The sequence below is a fragment of the Streptomyces sp. NPDC093600 genome (genome assembly GCF_044764755.1).
Taxonomy (GTDB): Bacteria; Actinomycetota; Actinomycetes; order Streptomycetales; family Streptomycetaceae; genus Streptomyces.
In genome coordinates this window covers 123,755-142,579 of sequence record NZ_JBIWIU010000011.1, presented here as the reverse complement: position 1 = coordinate 142,579, position 18,825 = coordinate 123,755, and the positions used below count along the sequence as shown (strand labels likewise).

General features: G+C 70.3%; 10 protein-coding genes. 5 read left to right on the top strand and 5 right to left on the bottom strand.

Annotation, left to right across the window (positions count from 1 at the left end; all coding sequences use genetic code 11):
• Positions 1–144: 144 nt before the first annotated feature.
• The 4 genes from ACIRB4_RS25245 to drmB are packed head-to-tail and all read left to right on the top strand — an operon-like array spanning position 145 to position 11,946.
• Complete coding sequence (locus tag ACIRB4_RS25245) at positions 145–4,902, top strand: DEAD/DEAH box helicase (protein ID WP_403294442.1); 4,758 nt, start codon at positions 145–147, stop codon at positions 4,900–4,902.
• Positions 4,899–6,812: a UvrD-helicase domain-containing protein gene (locus ACIRB4_RS25240; RefSeq protein WP_403294441.1), complete on the top strand. Its 1,914-nt coding sequence runs from the start codon at positions 4,899–4,901 to the stop codon at positions 6,810–6,812. Before ACIRB4_RS25245 ends, ACIRB4_RS25240 begins: the two co-directional genes overlap by 4 nt.
• On the top strand, positions 6,809–10,069 hold the full coding sequence (locus ACIRB4_RS25235; RefSeq protein WP_403294440.1) for a helicase-related protein: 3,261 nt from the start codon (positions 6,809–6,811) through the stop codon (positions 10,067–10,069). The genes ACIRB4_RS25240 and ACIRB4_RS25235 overlap by 4 nt, the downstream gene beginning before the upstream one ends.
• Positions 10,066–11,946: a DrmB family protein gene (drmB, locus tag ACIRB4_RS25230; protein ID WP_403294438.1), complete on the top strand. Its 1,881-nt coding sequence runs from the start codon at positions 10,066–10,068 to the stop codon at positions 11,944–11,946. Before ACIRB4_RS25235 ends, drmB begins: the two co-directional genes overlap by 4 nt.
• 133 nt (positions 11,947–12,079) lie before the next feature.
• On the opposite strand, the gene ACIRB4_RS25225 is transcribed toward drmB, so the two are convergent.
• From ACIRB4_RS25225 to ACIRB4_RS25210, 4 genes are all read right to left on the bottom strand, one after another.
• Positions 12,080–13,378 carry a DUF445 domain-containing protein gene (locus ACIRB4_RS25225; RefSeq protein ID WP_403294528.1) on the bottom strand — a complete coding sequence of 433 codons (1,299 nt, stop codon included), beginning with the start codon at positions 13,376–13,378 and terminating at the stop codon, positions 12,080–12,082.
• A gap of 96 nt (positions 13,379–13,474) precedes the next feature.
• The gene (locus tag ACIRB4_RS25220; RefSeq protein WP_403294527.1) at positions 13,475–14,452 is read right to left on the bottom strand and encodes an ATP-binding cassette domain-containing protein; all 978 of its coding nucleotides are present in this window, start codon (positions 14,450–14,452) and stop codon (positions 13,475–13,477) included.
• Between the two features lie 38 nt (positions 14,453–14,490).
• Complete coding sequence (locus ACIRB4_RS25215) at positions 14,491–15,360, bottom strand: ABC transporter permease (protein ID WP_403294437.1); 870 nt, start codon at positions 15,358–15,360, stop codon at positions 14,491–14,493.
• On the bottom strand, positions 15,353–16,153 hold the full coding sequence (locus ACIRB4_RS25210; protein WP_403294436.1) for an ABC transporter permease: 801 nt from the start codon (positions 16,151–16,153) through the stop codon (positions 15,353–15,355). Before ACIRB4_RS25210 ends, ACIRB4_RS25215 begins: the two co-directional genes overlap by 8 nt.
• 165 nt (positions 16,154–16,318) lie before the next feature.
• Between ACIRB4_RS25210 and ACIRB4_RS25205 the strand changes: the two genes are divergently transcribed.
• A complete protein-coding gene (locus ACIRB4_RS25205; RefSeq protein WP_403294435.1) occupies positions 16,319–18,421 on the top strand; it encodes a transglycosylase domain-containing protein in 2,103 nt (700 codons plus the stop codon).
• Here ACIRB4_RS25205 and ACIRB4_RS25200 read toward each other — a convergent pair.
• The gene (locus ACIRB4_RS25200) at positions 18,418–18,738 is read right to left on the bottom strand and encodes a DMT family transporter (RefSeq protein WP_403294434.1); all 321 of its coding nucleotides are present in this window, start codon (positions 18,736–18,738) and stop codon (positions 18,418–18,420) included. The genes ACIRB4_RS25205 and ACIRB4_RS25200 overlap by 4 nt on opposite strands.
• Positions 18,739–18,825: the final 87 nt, after the last annotated feature.

Here is an 18,825-nt window from a genome sequence, read left to right as displayed (position 1 = left end):
GGAACCGCCCACGACACCGTCGCGTCCCTGCCATCATCCGTATGTGACAAGAGAGTTGGCTCGACGCCACGTCGGCCCGAAACACCCGCCGGTACGACCCCCGTCCCTCCGCCCAACAGGCCGTCGCTCCACGATCGGAGTCCCGTGTCTCCCCAGCTGACCCCCGTTGTCGAGACAGTGATCGAGCAGTCCTCCCGCGTACTCAAGACGTACGCCGTCGATCCCGGCCTCATTCCGGAACACGCCAACGGGGAAAGGCGGATCACCCAGGGGGGATACGGTGACCGACAGCTCTTCGAACTCGTACAGAATGCCGCAGACGAAATCGCCGCCGAGCCCGGCGGTTCGGTCCACGTCGTTCTCACCGACACCCATCTCTACTGCGCGAACGAGGGAACTCCGGTCACTCCGGAAGGGGCGGAGACGATTCTCCGGATGAGCACGTCACGCAAGCGCGGTGGCCAGATCGGGCGTTTCGGGGTGGGCGTGAAGTCCGTGCTCGTGGTGACCGACACCCCGCAGTTCTTCAGCCGTGACGGTTCCTTCGGCTTCGACCGTGAGTGGGCCCACGCGCAGATCCGTGCCGTTCCCGGCGTCACGGCACGCCTCGGCGAGGAGTTCGAGGCGCCGGTGCTGCGCATGGCCCGTCCCCTGAACGAGGCGGCCGAGCGGGCCGCCGATCCCGTCCTGGACGAACTGCTGAGCTGGGCGACCACCGTGGTGCGTCTCCCCTTGCTCGACGGTGCCGCCGAGCGGCTCGGACAGGACATGCACGGGGGACCGACGACGGGCGGCAGGGAGGAGTTCCCCGTCGGGTTCCAGCTCTTCTCGCCGCACGTCGGCAAGGTGATCCTGGAGGACCGTCGCCCTCGCCCCGTCGTACGGCGCACCCTCACGGTCGCACGCGACCGGGAGCTGCACATCATTCACGAGGAGCGTCCGGGCCGGCATCCTTCGGACGCTCGCTGGCGGGTGTTCGCCCTCACCCACGAGCCGACCGTCGCGGCCCGTACCGACGCCGGCGAGCTGCACGACCGTGTCGCCCTCGACATCTCGTGGGCCGTTCGCGAGTACGAGAAGGACGCCTCCGGCCTTCTGTCCGCGCCCAAGGGACGGGGCAGGTTCTGGTCGTTCTTCCCGACCAAGTACGAGATGACGCTGAGCGGGATCCTCAACGGTGCCTGGAAGACCAACGAGGACCGGCAGAATCTGCTGGACTCCTCCCCGTTCAACCAGGAGATGATCCGGGTCGCCGCCCAACTAGTGGTCGAGTCGCTGCCCGACCTGGCTCCGGCCGAGGATCCGGCCGCGTACCTTCCCCTACTTCCTGGACGCGCACGTGAGTCGGAGACGGTCAGTTGGGCCGACCGCCACCTCACCGAGCGCATCTGGGAGGCGACCGCACATCGCCCCTCGCTGCCGGACCAGGACGGCCGGCTGCGGGTTCCGCGCGACCTGAACATCCACCCCTCGCTCGGCAAGGACAACAAAGCGCTCGTCCGCTGGCTGACCCTGTGGAACTCCCACCCCGGCCGGCCCACGAACTGGCTGCACCCGTCCGCGGAGGCCAACGACCTCCGCTCCGGCAAGGTGGAGCACATCCTCAAGGCCGCCAAGCGTGAACGCGCCACGGTGAGCGAGTGGCTGGAAGCTCTCGTCTCCGACGGCACGGCCACGGCGTCCGCCACCGCCGTCCGCATCGTCGCCGACATGGTCCAGTCGTCCTCGCCGTACGCGGACGAGGCACGTGCCGCACGGATCGTCCTCACCGAGGAACACGGCATGGTGCCCCCCGTCGTCGGCAAGGTGTTCCGCCGCACCGACCAGGACGGGCTGCGTGAGTCCCTCGTCTACATCGACAGTGCCCTGTCGGGCGACCCGTCGCTCGCCGGCGCTCTCACCGCACTGGGCATCCGCGAGGCCGACGTCCGAGGCCGCTTCGTCAGCGTCCTTGAGCAGGGGTTCAGCTCGTACGGCCCACAGGACTGGACCCGTTTCTGGGAGCTGTTCCACCAGGCCGGGAGCGCTCATCTGTCGCACGAGGTGGTCCGGCGAGTGGCCGACCCGTCGTCGACGCTGCACGTGCGCACCTCGGACGGGCGCTTCCGACCGATGCGGAACTGTCTGTTGCCCGGTCCGGTCGTGACGCCGGAGTCGGACCCCACCGTCGCCGTCGACAGCCGGTTCCACTCCGACGACATGGCCTTCTTCCGTGAGGTCGGACTGCGCGACAGGCCCACGGGAGGCCACCGCCCCGAGGGGGAGCCGTGGTTCGAGCAGTACCGGGAAGTCGTGCACAAGCAGTACTGCGCCACCCTGCCCGACCAGGCATCCCGCCCCACGCTCACCAAGATCAGACTGGAGGGAGCCGCGGTCGGCGGACCGTTGCACCTGCTGCCCGTGCTCTCGGACCAGGCCCGCGCCGACTTCCTGCAGCTGCTGCCCGAGGAAGCTCTGGTCGACAACTGGACCCTGCAGGTCGGAGCGCAGGTCGGCACCAGGCGGGCTGTGGCCTCACCCCTGCGCTGGATGCTCAGACAGCACGGCCGCGTCGCGACCTCGCAGGGTCTGCGCCGCGTCGCCGAAGCGGTCGGCCCGCAGCTCTCCGCGTACAGCGACGTGCTTCCGGTGGCACGGATCAGCGCCGAGAAGTCCCGCAAGCTCCGTCTCCACGCCAGCGTCGAGGACGTGCCCGACTCCTTCTGGAAGCAACTGCAGCAGAAGCTCCAGGACAGCGAGGACGATGTCTTCGTCGGCAACACGTACGTGCTGCTGACGCGCCTGGAGGTGTCCTTCCCCGAGGACACGCTCACCAGGTGTCGAATCGGTGACGACTGGGGAGCGCGGCCCGACGGCGAGATCGCCGTGGCCTCGTCGCAGGAGGAGTACCGAGCTCTCCGCGCCGAGCGGCTGCCCGCGCTGCTGACCGCGTCGGCCGATGACGCCGCGTTGCTGGTCAAGCAGTGGGGGATGCTGCCGTACGCCGACGTGATCAGCCGCGAGACCCGGTACGAAGCCGCCGGGGAACCGGTCCCGCTCAAGGAGGCGTACCCCACGCTCCGGCAGATGCGTGGCTCGCAGGTGGACCAGTACACCCTTCAGCGGTGCAAGGTCATCGAGGAGGTGACGCGCACCCCCAACGGCATGGACCCCAAGGCGTTGGACAGCAGCCTGCAAGGGTCGGTGGTCCTCGTGCTCGAGCAGACCGACGCGCTCGGCGCATTGATGGCCGTCGACCGTGAACTCCACTGGCGCATGGGTGAGTCCGGTTGCCGGCAGGTACTGGAGGCTCAGGAGAGGCAGGAGCAGGACCAGAAGGTCAAGAACGCTCTCAGGGCGGTGCGGGAGGCCGACGACGTGGTCGCCAAGCTTCTTCTGCTACTGGGTGCCGAGACCCTGCGCGATCGTCTGCCGGCCGGTCTGATGGAGGGAGAGCGGGCGGAGCATGGCGGCTCCGAGCCCGCCGGCTACCGCATCGCGCAGATGGCGTTCAACGCGCACGGGGACAGTGTCCTCCAAGTCCACGCCCGCGATTTGCAGAACCTGTATCCGAGCCATGCCCCGTCCGCCTTCACGGGCGCCTCCAGCGCGGTGGCGTTCGTGACGGACCTCCGCTTCCCGGACGCGTTCGCCGGCTTCCGGGCGCCGTCCTTGGACCCGAGGATCGACGTGGACGGGCCGCGGCACTTCCCCCGCCTGCACGACTACCAGGAGCGGTTGGCGGCCAACGTCTTCACCATGCTCGACCGGATCGTCCCGCAGAGGGGGATGCTGTCCCTGCCGACCGGCGCCGGCAAGACGCGCGTCACGGCCGAGGCGGTGATCCGGTGGGTGAAGCAGGTGGGTCGGCTCGACGGACCGATCCTGTGGATCGCCCAGACCGAGGAGCTGTGCGAGCAGGCCGTGCAGAGTTGGAAGTTCGTCTGGGAGAAGGTCGGCGCCGAGACACCACTCGCCATCAACAGGTTGTGGTCGACGAACGAGGCGGGCCCGGTCGCCGATCGCCCGCAGCTGGTCGTGGCCACGGACGCCAAGCTCCAGCAGCCGAACTGTCTCGGCTCCGATGCCTACACGTGGCTGCGGGACGCCGTCCTCGTCATCGTCGACGAGGCACACACCGCCATCACGCCCCGCTACACCGACATTCTGGGTCACCTGGGACTGACGGCCTCCCGCACCGACCGCCACCTCCTGGGGCTGACCGCCACCCCGTTCCGCAACACGAACCAGGACGAGACGCGACGCCTGATCAACCGCTTCGGCGGTCGGCGTCTGGACGAAGGCGTCTTCCCGGACGGCGACGCCTATGCCGAGCTGCAGCGACTCGGAATGTTGGCGCAGGTCGAGCACCGCCTTCTGCAGGGCGGCACGATCACTCTGACCCGTGAGGAGAAGCAGCGTGCCGAGCAGCTGAGCATCCTGTCCAGGGCGGCCGAGCAGCGGCTGGCCGACGACCACGACCGCAACGCGCGGATCCTGGCGGAGATCTCGGACATGCCGGAGGACTGGCCGGTGCTGGTGTTCGCGACCTCCGTCGACCACGCCAAGTACCTGGCGGCGAAGCTCCGCGACCTGAACATCACCGCCTCCGCCGTCGACTCCACCACCTCGCCCAGCGACCGTCGCCGACGTATCGACGACTTCCGGGCGTGCCGCACCCGAGTGCTCACCAACTACGGCGTTCTCACTCAGGGCTTCGACGCCCCGGCTACCAGAGCCGTCGTCGTCGCCCGCCCGGTGTACAGCCCCAACGTGTACCAGCAGATGATCGGGCGCGGCCTGCGCGGCCCCCTCAACGGTGGCAAGGAGACCTGTCTGATCCTCAACGTCCGCGACAACATCGAGAACTTCGACACAGCCCTGGCCTTCACCCAGTTCGAGCATCTGTGGAGCAGCAAGTGACCGACCCGTACGACGACAGTCCTCCGCTCACCGACGAGCAGCGGGCCGTCGTCGATCTTCCCTGGGACACCCGCCTCCTGGTCACCGCGGCGGCCGGCTCCGGCAAGACACACACGGTCGTACGGCGTCTCGACGCCCTGGTCGGGCACGAGGATCCGGAGGAGGCGCTGGAGGCCGGCGAGATACTCGTCCTGAGCTTCTCCCGTGCCGCCGTCCGCGAGCTGCGGGACCGGATCGCCCGGCACGGCGACCGCGCCCGCCGGGTGCGGGTCCAGACGTTCGACTCCTGGGCGTACCAGTTGCTCATCGGCGCGTACCCCGACGAGGAGTGGACGGGCTGCGGCTACGACGAGCGCATCCGGGCGGCCACGAACGCGATCGAGAAGGGCGCCGTCGAGGCCGGTGAGCCGGGACCTCCCTCGCACGTGGTGATCGACGAGGCGCAGGACCTGGTGGGTGACCGCCGCGACCTGGTGGAGACCCTGCTCGACCGCTTCCAGCGCTCCTGCGGCTTCACCGTGGTCGGTGACTCGGCACAAGGCATCTACGGCTTCCAGATCGAGGACCCGGCCGAGCGGGCGGGTGAATCGGACCGGTTCTTCACCTGGCTGCGGACGTCCTACGACGACCTCGTCGAGCTCGGTCTGACCGAGAACTTCCGGGCACGGAGCGACGAGGCCCGGACCGCACTCCCGGTCGGCCCCCGTCTGCAGAACGTGGCCGCCTCTCGGGACGGTCAGGAGTTCGCGGCCGCCGAACTCCATGCCGACCTGCGTGACAGGCTTCTCGGACTGCCGAGCCTCGGTGATCTGACCGGCGAGTACGCGCTGAGTACGTTGAGGACCTTCCCGGACACCTGCGCGATCCTGACCCGCGACAACCGTCAGGCGCTCGCCGTCTCCGAGACCCTGCACGAGCAGGGGGTGGAGCACGCGCTGAAGCGTCCTCTGCAGGACCGGCCGGTGCCGTACTGGGTCGCCGAACTGCTGCGTCGTTCGGAGTCGCTGACGCTCGCCGAATCTCGCCTCATGGAGCTTCTCGCCGACATTCCGCTGCCTCCCGGGGTGGAGGCACAGCGATGTTGGCGGTCGCTGCGCGCCGCGACCCGGCGTACCGGCCGGGGCCTCGTCGACGTCGCGGCCGTACGGCGGCTGGTGGCGGAGGGTCGATTCCCCGACGAGCTGGCGGACCCGGAGTCGGCCAGGTTGACCGTCTCGACGGTTCACCGTGCCAAGGGGCTGGAGTACGACAGAGTGCTGCTGCTGTCGCCCCCCTCGATAGCCGAGCTGCGCAAGGCGCACGACGATCTCGACGTTCCGGGCGAGGCACGGGCGCTCTACGTCGCCATGACACGCGCCCGTGAGGACCTGTACCACGTGGCGGGCCCGGACGTCTCCGCCATCCGCCGGCACCGTCCCACCGGGCGCTGGTACCGGGGCGGCTGGAAGAAGTACGCGCGCCACGGCATTCAGGTCGTGCCGGGAGACGTCCACCGCGAGGAGCCTCCCGGCTCCCTCGGCGCGGACGCGTCCGCCCTCGAGACGCAGACCTATCTGTTGCGGCACGTCCGCCCCGGCGACCCGGTGGTGTTCCGGATGCGTCATCCGGTCCCGGCGGGACCGGACCAGAGTCCGCCCTACGACCTGTTCCACGGCGACCGCGTCATCGGCGAGGCCTCCGAGCGGTTCCGTCGCGACCTGTGCGCCGTGGAGACGGTCTCGCGCTCGTGGAACATCACCTGGCCCAGGGAGGTCTTCGGCCTGCGGGTGGACACCCTGGAGACGGTCGCGGGCAGCACGGCGGCCGGGGCGAACGCGGGGCTCGGCGGCAGCGGGGTGTGGATCGCCCCTCGGGTCACCGGAATCGGAAGATATCGACGCGGCGAACGCGCCGGGGAGGAACAGGGATGACGCACGGGACCAGCCCGCACGCCGAGCACTACCGGGTCCGGGAGGAACTGGTGGCTCGGCTGCGCCGCGAACTCCTCGGACCGGATGTCGACACCGGGGACGACCCGGTGGAGGTCCTCACACAGGACGCCCCGATCACCCGGTATCCCATCGGCGTGCTGCTCCCGCGAGCCGCCGACCGCGAGGCCCGGCGGCGGCAGGAGGAGGATGCCGCCGCGGAGGAGGGATTGGACGTGGCCCCGCTACTCAGCCACGAGAACCCCGAGGAGACCGGCGGATCCGGCGAGCCGCCGGTCTCGGGTGACCGCCGGCCGTCGACCATGGGGCTCACCTTCGCCGTGGCGCCCGAGGTCTGCCCCGAGATCGTGGTCTCCGCGCGAGCCGCCGTCTACGACCCCGTGGACGCCGAGGGCCGGCCGGTGTCCGCCCGGCGGGCCGAGGCCAGGACCACGGCAGGGCAGCGCGAGCACTGGCGACGCCGCGAGCTCGAGCTCCCCGACACCCCGGTCGACGTCACGCGACCCGGCGTACTCGAAGTGGACCTGCTCCCCGACGGCGACGTGAGGCTGCACGTCCTCGTCCGACGGGCCGGCCTGTCGGACGGCACGGTCACCGTCACGGTCACCCTGATCAACGCGCAGGTCGTGGGCGAGCGGGAGCTGCAGGACGCGCTCGCGTTGTTCCAACCCGGCCTCCGCGTTCGGGCGGTCAACGGTGCCTCCGCCTTCGTCGAACGTCCCGCCGCGCTGTCCGCCGTCGATGAGGAACTGGCCACCAGCCGCTTGTTGTACCGCCACGCCCCCACCTTCGCGGTGGGTCACGGCTGCTCCGCCCACTGGGAGTGGACACCGCCGGCGGTGGGCCTGACCGATATAGAGCGTGCGGCGATCAGCGAGGTCCGCTCCGAGTTCCTGCCCACGCACGAGGTGCTGCTCACGGACTCCAACCCGGAGATCGACAGGGCGCTCGGCAGCTCGGCGCTCGGGATGCTCGACCTCGCCGAGCGCCCCGACGCCCAGCTCTTCGCCGCGCTGGACGGGCTGGCCGGCGGCTACGAGCAGTGGATCGAGGCCAAAGCCTCGGAGGCCGCCTCTCTGACCGGAACCCCCTACGAGGAAGCCGCGCACAAGCAGCTCGACGCCTGCCGGGAGGTCCTCGGGCGGATACGTGAGGGCATCGGACTCCTGGCGGACGAGCCGGACGTCATGGAGGCGTTCCGGCTGGCCAATCGAGCCATGGCCGAGCAGCGCGCTCGGAGCACCTGGGTGAAGGGCGGCCGAAAAGGTGCGCCCGATCTCTCGGCCCAGCGCTGGCGGCCGTTCCAGATCGCGTTCATGCTCCAGTGCCTGCGCGGCATCACGGACCCGAACCACCCCGACCGCAAGATCTCGGACCTTCTGTGGTTCCCAACCGGCGGTGGGAAGACCGAGGCCTATCTGGGCCTGATCGCTTTCACCACGTTCCTGCGTCGGCTTCGCCGCGGGGCCGACGCGGGTGGGGTCACCGTGCTCATGCGGTACACCTTGCGCCTCCTCACGCTCCAGCAGTTCGAGCGGGCCACGATTCTCATCTGCGCGATGGAGGCGATGCGCCGGGCCGACCCCGACCGTCTGGGCCACGAGGGCATCTCGATCGGTATGTGGGTCGGCAAGTCGGCCACACCGAACGACCTGAAGACGGCCGGTGAGAAGCTGGTCAAGCTGCGCGGAGGGCAGACCCTCCAGACGGAGAACCCAGTGCAGCTCCACGCCTGCCCGTGGTGCGGTACGGCTCTCGACGCCCACAACTACTCGGTCGACGAGGACGACGTCCGCATGGACGTGCGCTGTCCCGGCCGCGACTGCGACTTCACCTCAGGGCTCCCCGTGCATCTGGTGGACCAGACCGTCTACAAGGTCCGCCCGACACTCGTCATCGCCACGGTCGACAAGTTCGCCTCCATGCCGTGGCGCAAGCAGACGGCCGCACTGTTCAACCGGGACCGTCCCGGCGATGCCACACCACCCCCGGAGCTGATCGTCCAGGACGAACTCCACCTGATCTCAGGCCCCTTGGGCACGCTCACCGGCCTGTACGAGACGGCCGTCGATGTCCTCGCCGACCGGCCGAAGGTGATCGCCTCCACGGCGACCATCCGACGCGCGGCCGACCAGGGCAGGAATCTCTTCGACCGCGATGTACGCCAGTTCCCTCCCGCCGGCCTGGACGCACGAGACTCCTGGTTCGCCGTGGAGACCGACCGCAAGATCAAGGCCAGCCGCCGGTACGTCGGTCTGCTCGCCCCCGGCACGAGCCAGTCGACGCTGCTCATCCGGACGTACGCGGCCCTGCTGCACCAGGCCATGTGCGCGGAGACGAGCGACGAGGTGCGCGACGCGTACTGGACGTTGGTCGGCTACTTCAACAGCCTTCGCCTGCTGTCGGCCGCCGAACTCCAGGTGCACGACGACGTCGAGGACTACCTGCGGCTGCTCGCCGAGCGGGACGGCACCGACGTGCGCTCCTCCAGCCACTACTCGGAGCTGACCAGTCGGGTCGACGCGAGCCTGATCCCCGCCCGGCTCAAGGAGATCGAGAAGCGCTACCCGGATCGCGACGTTCGGGACGTCCTCCTGGCCACCAACATGATCGCGGTAGGCGTCGACATCGACCGCCTCGGTCTGATGGCGGTGATGGGGCAGCCCCAGACCACGGCCGAGTACATCCAGGCCACCAGCCGCGTGGGCCGTGCCCACCCCGGCCTGGTCGCCGTGATGCTCAACTCGACTCGCCCCCGGGACCGTTCGCACTACGAGAACTTCCTGCACTTCCACTCCGCGCTGTACCGCGAGGTGGAGTCGACGTCCGTGACGCCGTTCTCCGCCCGATCGCGTGACCGCGGTCTGCACGCCGTGATCGTGGCCATGGCACGCATCCTCATCCCCGAGGCCCGGGAGAACGAAGACGCCGGCCGCATCGACACGTACGTGCACCGCCTGCACCGGGAGATCAAGCCGCGACTGCTGGAACGCGTCTCCAAGGTCGCCGGCGAAGAGCTGGCGGACACCTCCGACGCCTTCGACGAATTCGTCGATTGGTGGAGGGAGATGGCGGACGGGCACGGCGGTCTGCTGTACGAGCCCGTCCGCGGCAAGCCCACCCCCGCCCTGCTCAAGCCGTACGACGACGAGTCCGAGGGCAATGACGCCTGGTCCACCTTGTGGAGCCTGCGCGACGTCGACGCCGAGTCCGCTCTCTTCCTGGAGGCTTCCCGATGAACCCACCCCGCGAGCGTCGCCGCCGTCGCGCCGACGGCGACGGGGCCGCGCCCCGTCTGGCCCTGCCTCGTCGCGGATCGGTCCGCCGCTCCCAGATGATCACCACGTACGGCGTCGGGTCGCTGATCGCCATCGACAACGAGTCGTTCGTCGTCGCCGGCATCGACGACGCCTACCGCAGCTGGCCCCTCGAAGAAGCGCCGATCATCCACGAACACCGTCTCGCCCGCGCCCTGGGTGTGAGCCGATTCCGCCTGCCCCCGGCCTCTGAGGACACGAGCAAGGACGGCGTGCGAGTCCGCCGATTCCCGCTGTGGCACTCGTGTCCCAGTTGCCGGTCGCTGCAGCACGTTCGCGGTTTCAACCCTCCGCCGGGCAAGAACGTCTGCACGGACTGCGGCGACGAGCCCCTCGTGCCGTCCCGATTCGTGGTGGCGTGCGAGGACGGGCACCTCGACGACTTCCCCTACTGGAAGTGGCTGCACCGCAAGAACCGCGAAGAAGGCGTGACGGGGCGCTGCGCCGGACAGATGAGCATGCGGTTCTCCGGGCGGAGCGCCTCCCTGCGCTCCATCCTCATCTCCTGCACGTGCGGGGCGCCGGAGGTCTCCATGGAAGGCGCCTTCCGCCGCTCCGCCCTGACCGACCTCGGGGTCCGCTGCGAGGGCAGGCGCCCCTGGCTCAAGGACGCCCCCGCCGAGTTCTGCACGCAGACGCCCCGTACGCTCCAACGCGGTTCGTCGGCGGTGTGGCAGCCGGTGCTGAAGTCCGCCCTGTCCATCCCGCCGTGGAGCGACGGTCTCGCCGACAGGCTCGCGGAGCACTGGGAGAACCTGCGTGGCTATTCGTCACGCATGGAGATCGAGATCTATCTCAAGGGAGCGTTCCGGGGCGACAGCTCTCTCTCTGTCGACGCGGTCATGGATCTGCTGGCGGCCGAGCGGGAGGCGGACCCTGCCCAGGAGGGCGAGCCGGACGCCGGGGCGGTGAGCCGCTACCAGGCGCTGCGCCGGCAGGAGTACGAGCGGCTCTGCTCCGGCAACGCCCTGCGGGACAAGGGGCGCGAGGAACAGTTCGTCTGTGAACCACCCGTCTCGGACCCCTCGGTCCTCGCCCCGTACGGCGTCGAAAGGCCGATGCTGGTCAAGCGTCTGCGCGAGGTACGGGCGCTCAAGGCGTTCACGCGCATCGCGGACCTCGAGACGAGTTCCGAGGGTCATGAGGCCGCCCTGTCCCTGACGCCGACCGACTGGCTCCCGGCGATGGAGGTCCACGGGGAGGGAGTCTTCGTACGCCTCGACAAGCACCGGCTGGACGACTGGGCCCGGTCGGTCGCGGTGGCCGCCCGTGTGGAGCTCGTGCGCGCCAACCACGACCGCGTGTTGAGGGAACGGGCAAAAGACCCCGCGGAGGTGCCTTCCTCGCCGGCCACGCCCCGAATGGTGCTTCTGCACACGCTGGCTCATGTGTTGATCAACGAGTGGAGCCTGAACGCCGGCTACCCTGCGGCCGCACTGCGCGAGCGCCTGTACGCGGAGCCCGGCATGGCGGGCTTCCTCGTCTACACGGCGACCAGCGACTCCGCCGGAAGTCTCGGCGGCGTGGTGGCCCAGGGGGAGCCCGACCGCCTTGCCGAGGCGCTCGGCTCGGCGCTGCGGCGCGCCACGTGGTGCTCCGCCGACCCTCTGTGCGTCGAGGCGGGGTCCTCCGGTCCCGGGGGCACGAACCTGGCGGCTTGTCATGCCTGTGCGATGCTGCCGGAGACGAGCTGCGAGCACAACAACATCCTGCTCGACCGCGCCCTGCTCGTCGGTACTCCGGACGATCCGAGTCTGGGGTTCTTCGCGCAGCACGGCACCGACATGCGGCTGGGCTGAACGCGACCCCCACCCCGTACGTATTCCACAGCACCTCCCCAAGTCGCCGGGCCGGTGAGCCGGAACTCACCGGCCCAGCGCACCGCCGGCGGTCGGCCCCCAGCCCGGGGGCCGGCCGCCCCCGGAAGCCCCCTCACCCCCCCACCGCGTGGCTCACCGTGTAGATCAGCAGCCCCGCCAACGCGCCCACCACCGTGCCGTTGATGCGGATGAACTGAAGGTCGCGGCCGATGTTCGCCTCGATCTTCTTCGAGGTCTGGTCCGCGTCCCAGCTGGCGATCGTGTCCGTGATCAGGGAGGTGATCTCCGTGCGGTAGGTCGTGACCACATACCCGGCCGCGTCCTCCACCCAGCCCTCGACCTTCGACTGCAGGCGCCCGTCCGTCACCAGGCGGCCGCCCAGGGAGATCAGGGACGCCCGGGCGCGCAGGCGGAGTTGGCTCTGGTCGTCCTCCGCCGCCGCGATGATCAGACCGCGGACCGAGGCCCAGGCCGAGGCGATGATGTCCTGGATCTCCGGCCGGGCCAGCAGCTCCGACTTCAGGCGCTCCACCCGCGTACGCGTGTCCGTGTCCGCCTGGAGGTCGGCGGCGAAGTCCGTCAGGAAGCGGTCGATCGCGCCCCGCGCCGGGTGGGCCGGCATGTCGCGCATCTCCGTGACGAAGCGGAGCAGTTCCTTGTAGACCCGCTCGCCCACGCGACGGTCCACGAACCGGGGCGTCCAGCCGGGCGCGCCGCCCTGGACCGCGTCCATCACCGAGTCCGCGTGGTAGACCAGCCAGTCGTGCGCCCGGGCGCAGACGAGATCCACCGCCCGGTGGTGCGCGCCGTCGGAGACGATCCTCTCCAGGGTCTTGCCGATGCCCGGCGCGATCTCCGCCGCCTCCGCCCGCCGGGTGATCGCCTCGCCCACCACCGCCTGGACGTCCGAGTCCCGCAGGACGGTCAGCGCTCCCCGGAGCGCCGTGGAGAGCTCTCTCGTGACCCGGTCGGCGTGCGCGGGGTCGGCGAGCCAGCCGCCGAGGCGGCCGGCGATGCCCAGCGCGTGCAGCCGTCCCCGTACCACTTCGGCCGACAGGAAGTTCTCGCCGACGAAGGAGCCCAGCGTGACGCCCAGCTGGTCCTTCTTGGTCGGGATGATGGCCGTGTGCGGGATCGGCAGCCCCATCGGCCGCCGGAAGAGGGCCGTCACCGCGAACCAGTCCGCCAGCGCGCCCACCATGCCCGCCTCCGCCGCGGCGGCCACATAGGCGGCCCAGGCGCCGAGGCCCGCGCTCTCCGCCCAGGTGGCCAGGGCGTAGATCACGGCGACGACGAGCAGCAGCCCCGTCGCGATCCGCTTCATGCGGCGGACGGCGCGGCTTCTCTCCGCGTCCGCCGCCGTGTACGCGAACGCCCCCAGCGGTGGCGCCGCCGGCGGTGGCGCGCCCAGCGGTGGCCGAGCGGTCGCCCCGCCTCCGGCGCCCTCAGGCCCTGCCTCAGGCCGTGCCTCAGGCCCTGTGTCGCTCTTCACCTGCACCTCCCTCTCTCAGGGACTCCCCGCACGCACGCCGAGTTCCCCCTCCCCGTACATCTTCGCGATCACGGCCTCGATGTCCGGCTCCCGCACCGACAGGTCGACCAGCGGATACGCCCCCGCCACCGCCGCCACGATCGGTGCCGCCGAGGCGGAGGACGGGAAGGCGAGCACCTGCCGCGGCCCCTCCGACCGTACGAAACGCGCCCCCGCCACGTCGATCGGCGGCAGCTCCCGTTCCAGGTCCACCACGAGCAGCCGCTCGCTCTCCCCCACCGCGTGCAGCCCCGCCAGGTCCCCGTCGTACATCAGCCGCCCGTGGTCGATCACCATCACCCGCTTGCAGAGCTGCTCGATGTCGGTCAGGTCGTGGGTGGTGAGCAGCACCGTCGTGCCGCGCGAGGCGTTGAGCTCGCGCAGGAACTCCCGTACGCGTGTCTTCGACACCACGTCGAGCCCGATCGTCGGCTCGTCGAGGTAGAGCACCTCCGGGTCGTGCAGCAGTGCCGCCGCGATGTCCCCGCGCATCCGCTGGCCGAGGGAGAGCTGGCGCACCGGGACGTCCAGGAGGTCCCCCAGCTCCAGGAGCTCCACGCACCGGGCGAGGTTGGCGGCGAAGCGGTCGTCCGGGATCCGGTACATCCGGTGCGTCAGACGGTACGAGTCCTTCAGCGGCAGGTCCCACCAGAGCGTCGTGCGCTGGCCGAACACCACCCCGATGCGCTGCGCGAGCCGCGTCCGCTCCCGTGCCGGGTCGATGCCGGCGACCCGCAGCCGGCCGCCGCTCGGAGTCAGGATGCCGGTGAGCATCTTGATCGTCGTCGACTTGCCCGCGCCGTTCGGGCCGATGTAGCCGACCATCTCGCCGCGCGCCACGCCGAAGCTGATTCCGTCGACCGCTCGGACCTCCCGCTTCTCGCGGCGGAGGAGACCCACTTTCCGGCGCACCGAGAAGACCTTCTCGACGTTCTCCAGCTCGATGAAGTCCATGGAGTCGGTGGAGGACACGTTCAGCTCCCTGTTGATGTTCAGCTCCCTGTCGATCGGTACGAACGGAGTCCGGCCCGCCACGCCAGCCCGGCGAGCCCGCAGCACACCGCCGCGACCGGCGGCGACAGGAACGCCGCCCAGCCCGGCACCCCGGCCGGCGCCTCGCGTCCGAGGATGTACAGCGCCGGGAGCCAGTTCACGAACGCCAGCGGGACGACGTAGACCACCCCCCGCACCAGGTCCTGCGCGAAGATCGACGGCGGATACTGCAGCAGTGTGTTGCCGCCGTACGTGAAGGCGTTGGTGACCTCGGCGACGTCCTGGGCCCAGAACGTCGTGGAGGCGCCCATGACCATCAGCGCCGAGAAGATCAGCGCACCGCAGACGATCGTCACCGGCAGCAGCAGCGCCTTCACCGCCGTCCACTCCACGTCGAGGATCAGCAGCCCCCACACCAGCACCAGGAGCCCCTGCGCCACCCGGCCGATCCGGCGCAGCGCGAACTGGTCGGCCGCCACCTGGGCGATCACCGGCGCCGGGCGCATCAGGAAGGTGTCGAGCGAGCCGTCGCGGACCCGCCTGCCCATCCGCTGGAGCGAGCCCATCGTCAGGTCGGCGATGCCGAAGGAGGTGCCGGTCATCCCGTACAGGAAGGCGACCTCGCCGAACGTGAAGCCGCCGAGGCCGCGCACCTGACCGAACATCAGCAGGATGACCACGAAGTCGAAGAAGGTGACGGTGAAGCTGGAGAAGACGGTCAGCGCGAAGGAGGCGCGGTAGGTCATGGTCGACCTGATCCACATCGCGGCCACCATCCGGTACGTACGCCAGGCCTCGGCCACCCCCGTCCCGTACGTACGCGCCGTCCGGGCCGCCTGCGCGCCTCCGCGCGCGGAGAGCTCAGCCACCCTGCACCACCACCTTCCGCGTCGCCGCCCACTGCGCCACCCGCCCCGCCGCGAGCAGCGCCACCGCCCAGCCGCCCTGGAAGCCGTACGCGCGGAGCAGCCCCCAGCCCTCGTACCGCTCCAGATAGACGTCCGCCGGGACCTGGAGCATCGACGCCCAGGGCAGCGTCCGCGCCACCTCGCCGAGCCAGCCGGGAAAGACGTTCAGCGGCAGCAGCATCCCGGAGAAGAACAGTCCGCCCAGCCAGGCCACCTGCGCCACGCCCTGCCCGTCGAGCAGCCAGAACGCGCTCATCGCGACGAGGTACCAGATCGCGAAACTGACGATCGAGCCCAGTGCCACCGCGACGAGGAAGGCCACCCAGGTCAGCGGCCGGGACGGCAGCGTGAAGTCGAAGGCGAGCGCGCCGACCGCCATCGGGACGACGCCGCGCCCGAGCAACTGGTAGGCGCCCCGGCCCGCGTTGGAGGCGAACCACCACGCCTGCAGATCGGCGGGCCGGTAGAGGTCGACGGCGATGTCACCCGTCCGGATCCGCTCCATCAGCTCTTCCTGGAACCCGCCGCCCATCAGCCCGCAGACGGCGATCAGCGCCTGTCCGATCCACACATAGGCGAGCGCGTCGGCCATCTCGTACCCGCCGAGCCGGGGCCGTTCGTCCCACAGGGCGATATAGGTGTACGACAGGATGAAGCCGAAGACGGTGTTGGTGAAGACCCCGGCCGCCGTGGCCATGCGGTAGGTGGCATGGCGCCGGAACCCGCCCGCGGCGACCGTCGCGTACAGCCGCACCACACACGCTCCCTCCTGACGCCCCGTCGGCGACACCGAAGCGCACGACCTTAGCGGGGTGATCACCTCCCCGCGAGCCGTTTTCGAGTCGTATTCCTGGCTTTTGTCTGAATGAGTGCAGTATGGGGTGGCCATGTCCCCTTCATTCGGTACGGGAGCGCACACATGAGCGTCGATCAGCCCCCGCAGCCCGGCTGGCCGCCCAGGGACCCCACCGTCCCCGTCCGGCCCCCCAAGGTCAGGAAGAGCCGCCCCCGGCGCCTCCTGCGGATGCTGTTCGGCACCCTGCTGCTCGCCGCTGTGCTGCTGACCGGCGGGTTCATCACCGGGTACCTGCTCGTGGACATCCCGACCGCGAACGCCGCCGCCACCGCCCAGTCCAACGTCTACCTCTACGCGGACGGCACCCAGATCGCCCGGGACGGCGAGGTCGACCGCGAGAACGTCCGCCTCGCACGCGTCCCGCGAGCCGTCCGGCACGCCGTACTCGCGGCCGAGGACCGGGACTTCTACTCCCAGCCGGCCGTCGACCCCAAGGCGATGGTCCGCGGCGCCTGGAACACCCTCACCGGCAAGGGCCGGCAGTCCGGCTCCACCATCACCCAGCAGTACGTCAAGAACTACTACCTGGGCCAGGAGCAGACCGTCACCCGCAAGGTGAAGGAGTTCTTCATCGCCATCAAGCTCCACCGCGAGAAGAGCAAGAACGAGATCTTCGAGGGCTATCTGAACACCAGCTACTTCGGCCGCAGCGCCTACGGCATCCAGGCCGCCGCCCGCGCCTACTACGACAAGGACGCCGAGGACCTCGACACCGCCCAGGGCGCCTATCTCGCCTCGCTGCTGAAGGCGCCCACCGCCTACGACGTGGCCACCCACCCGCAGAACAGGCCCAAGGCGCTCGCCCGGTGGAGGTACGTCCTGGACGGCATGGTCAAGGAGCGGTGGCTCACGCCCGCCGCCCGGTCCGCCACCGCCTTCCCCGCACCGCGGACCGCCCGCCCCGCGACCGGGCTCTCCGGCCAGCGCGGCTACATCGTCAAGGCCGTCGAGGACCATCTGACGAGCAGCGGCGTCATCGACGCGAAGACCCTGGCCCGCGGCGGCCACCGCATCACCACCACCCTGGAGAGGAGCAAGCAGGACGCCTTCGTCGCCGCCGTCGACGAGCAGGTGATGTCCCGGCTCGACCCGGCACGGAACCCGGCCGACCGCTTCGTGCGCGTGGGTGGCGCGGCGATCGACCCGGCGACCGGCCGGGTGGTCGCCCTGTACGGCGGCGTCGACTACACCCGGCAGTTCGTCAACAACGCCACCCGCCGCGACTACCAGGTCGGCTCCGCCTTCAAGCCCTTCGTCCTCACCGCGGCCCTCGAGAACGCCGCCCAGACGCAGGACGGCCGCCCGATCACTCCCAACACGTACTACGACGGCACCAACAAGCGCCCGGTGGAAGGCTGGGACGGGGGCGTGTACGACCCGGCCAACGAGGACGACGTGTCGTACGGCGAGATCACCGTCCGCTCCGCCACCGACAGCTCGGTCAACGCGGTGTATGCCCAGATGGCGGTCGACGTCGGCCCGGCCGAGGTGAAGGAGACCGCGATCGCCCTCGGCCTGCCCCCGGACACCCCCGACCTCAACGCCTCCCCCTCCATCGCCCTCGGCGCCGCGACCGCGAGCGCCCTCGACATGGCGGAGGCGTACGCGACCCTCGCCAACCACGGCAGGCACAGCGCGTACACGCTGGTCGACAAGGTCACGAGGAACGGCCAGGAGCTGGAGCTTCCGGTCCCGGAGAGCCGGCAGGCCGTCTCCCGGGAGGCGGCCGACACGACGACGGCGGTTCTGCGCGGCGTGGTGGAGACCGGTACGGGTACGGCGGCGCAGTCGGCCGGCCGTCCGGCGGCCGGCAAGACGGGCACGGCGGAGGACGACCGGGCCGCCTGGTTCGCGGGGTACACGCCCGATCTGGCGACGGTGGTCACGATGATGGGCCAAGACCCGGGGACCGGCGAGCAGAAGCCGCTGTACGGAGCGCTCGGGGAGCCCCGGATCAACGGGGGCGGGCCGCCGGCGGAGATCTGGGGCCAGTTCACCCGGGAGGCGCTGTCGGGCATGGAGCCGCGGGAGTTCGAGCTGCAGCTCGGGGAGGGCGCGGAGGAGCTCGAAGAGGCCACGGACGAGCACCCGGAGCCACCGGAGGCGCCCCGCCCGGGGCACGGCCCCGGGCGGGATCGACAGGACGGCCCGGACGAGAGGCCCTAATGCCCCGACGTCGCCTTCAGGCCCACCACGGCGACCAGCAGCAGGCAGACGAAGAAGATGCGCGCCGCGGTCGCCGGTTCGCCGAGGACCAGCATGCCGAGCACCGCGGCGCCGGCCGCGCCGATGCCGACCCAGACGCCGTACGCCGTGCCGATCGGCAGCGTCTTGGCGGCCTGCGAGAGCAGCAGCATGGAGGCGACGATCCCGGCGGCCGTGAAGACGCTGGGCCAGAGGCGGGTGAAGCCGTCGGTGTATTTCATACCGATCGACCAGCCGACTTCCAGCAGACCGGCGACGATGAGAAGAACCCAGGCCATGACGGCGAACACCTCCGCGAGACGGATCAACAGGGGTGCGTCGTCTTTGCGTTTCCTGCGGGAGGAGGCCCGGTACGGCGCGTCTCG

Coding starts and splice junctions, on each gene's coding strand:
- ACIRB4_RS25220 (WP_403294527.1), bottom strand. CDS start 14,452: ATGGACTTCATCGAGCTGGAGAACGTCGAGAAGGTCTTCTCGGTGCGC.
- ACIRB4_RS25235 (WP_403294440.1), top strand. CDS start 6,809: ATGACGCACGGGACCAGCCCGCACGCCGAGCACTACCGGGTCCGGGAG.
- drmB (WP_403294438.1), top strand. CDS start 10,066: ATGAACCCACCCCGCGAGCGTCGCCGCCGTCGCGCCGACGGCGACGGG.
- ACIRB4_RS25205 (WP_403294435.1), top strand. CDS start 16,319: ATGAGCGTCGATCAGCCCCCGCAGCCCGGCTGGCCGCCCAGGGACCCC.
- ACIRB4_RS25200 (WP_403294434.1), bottom strand. CDS start 18,738: ATGGCCTGGGTTCTTCTCATCGTCGCCGGTCTGCTGGAAGTCGGCTGG.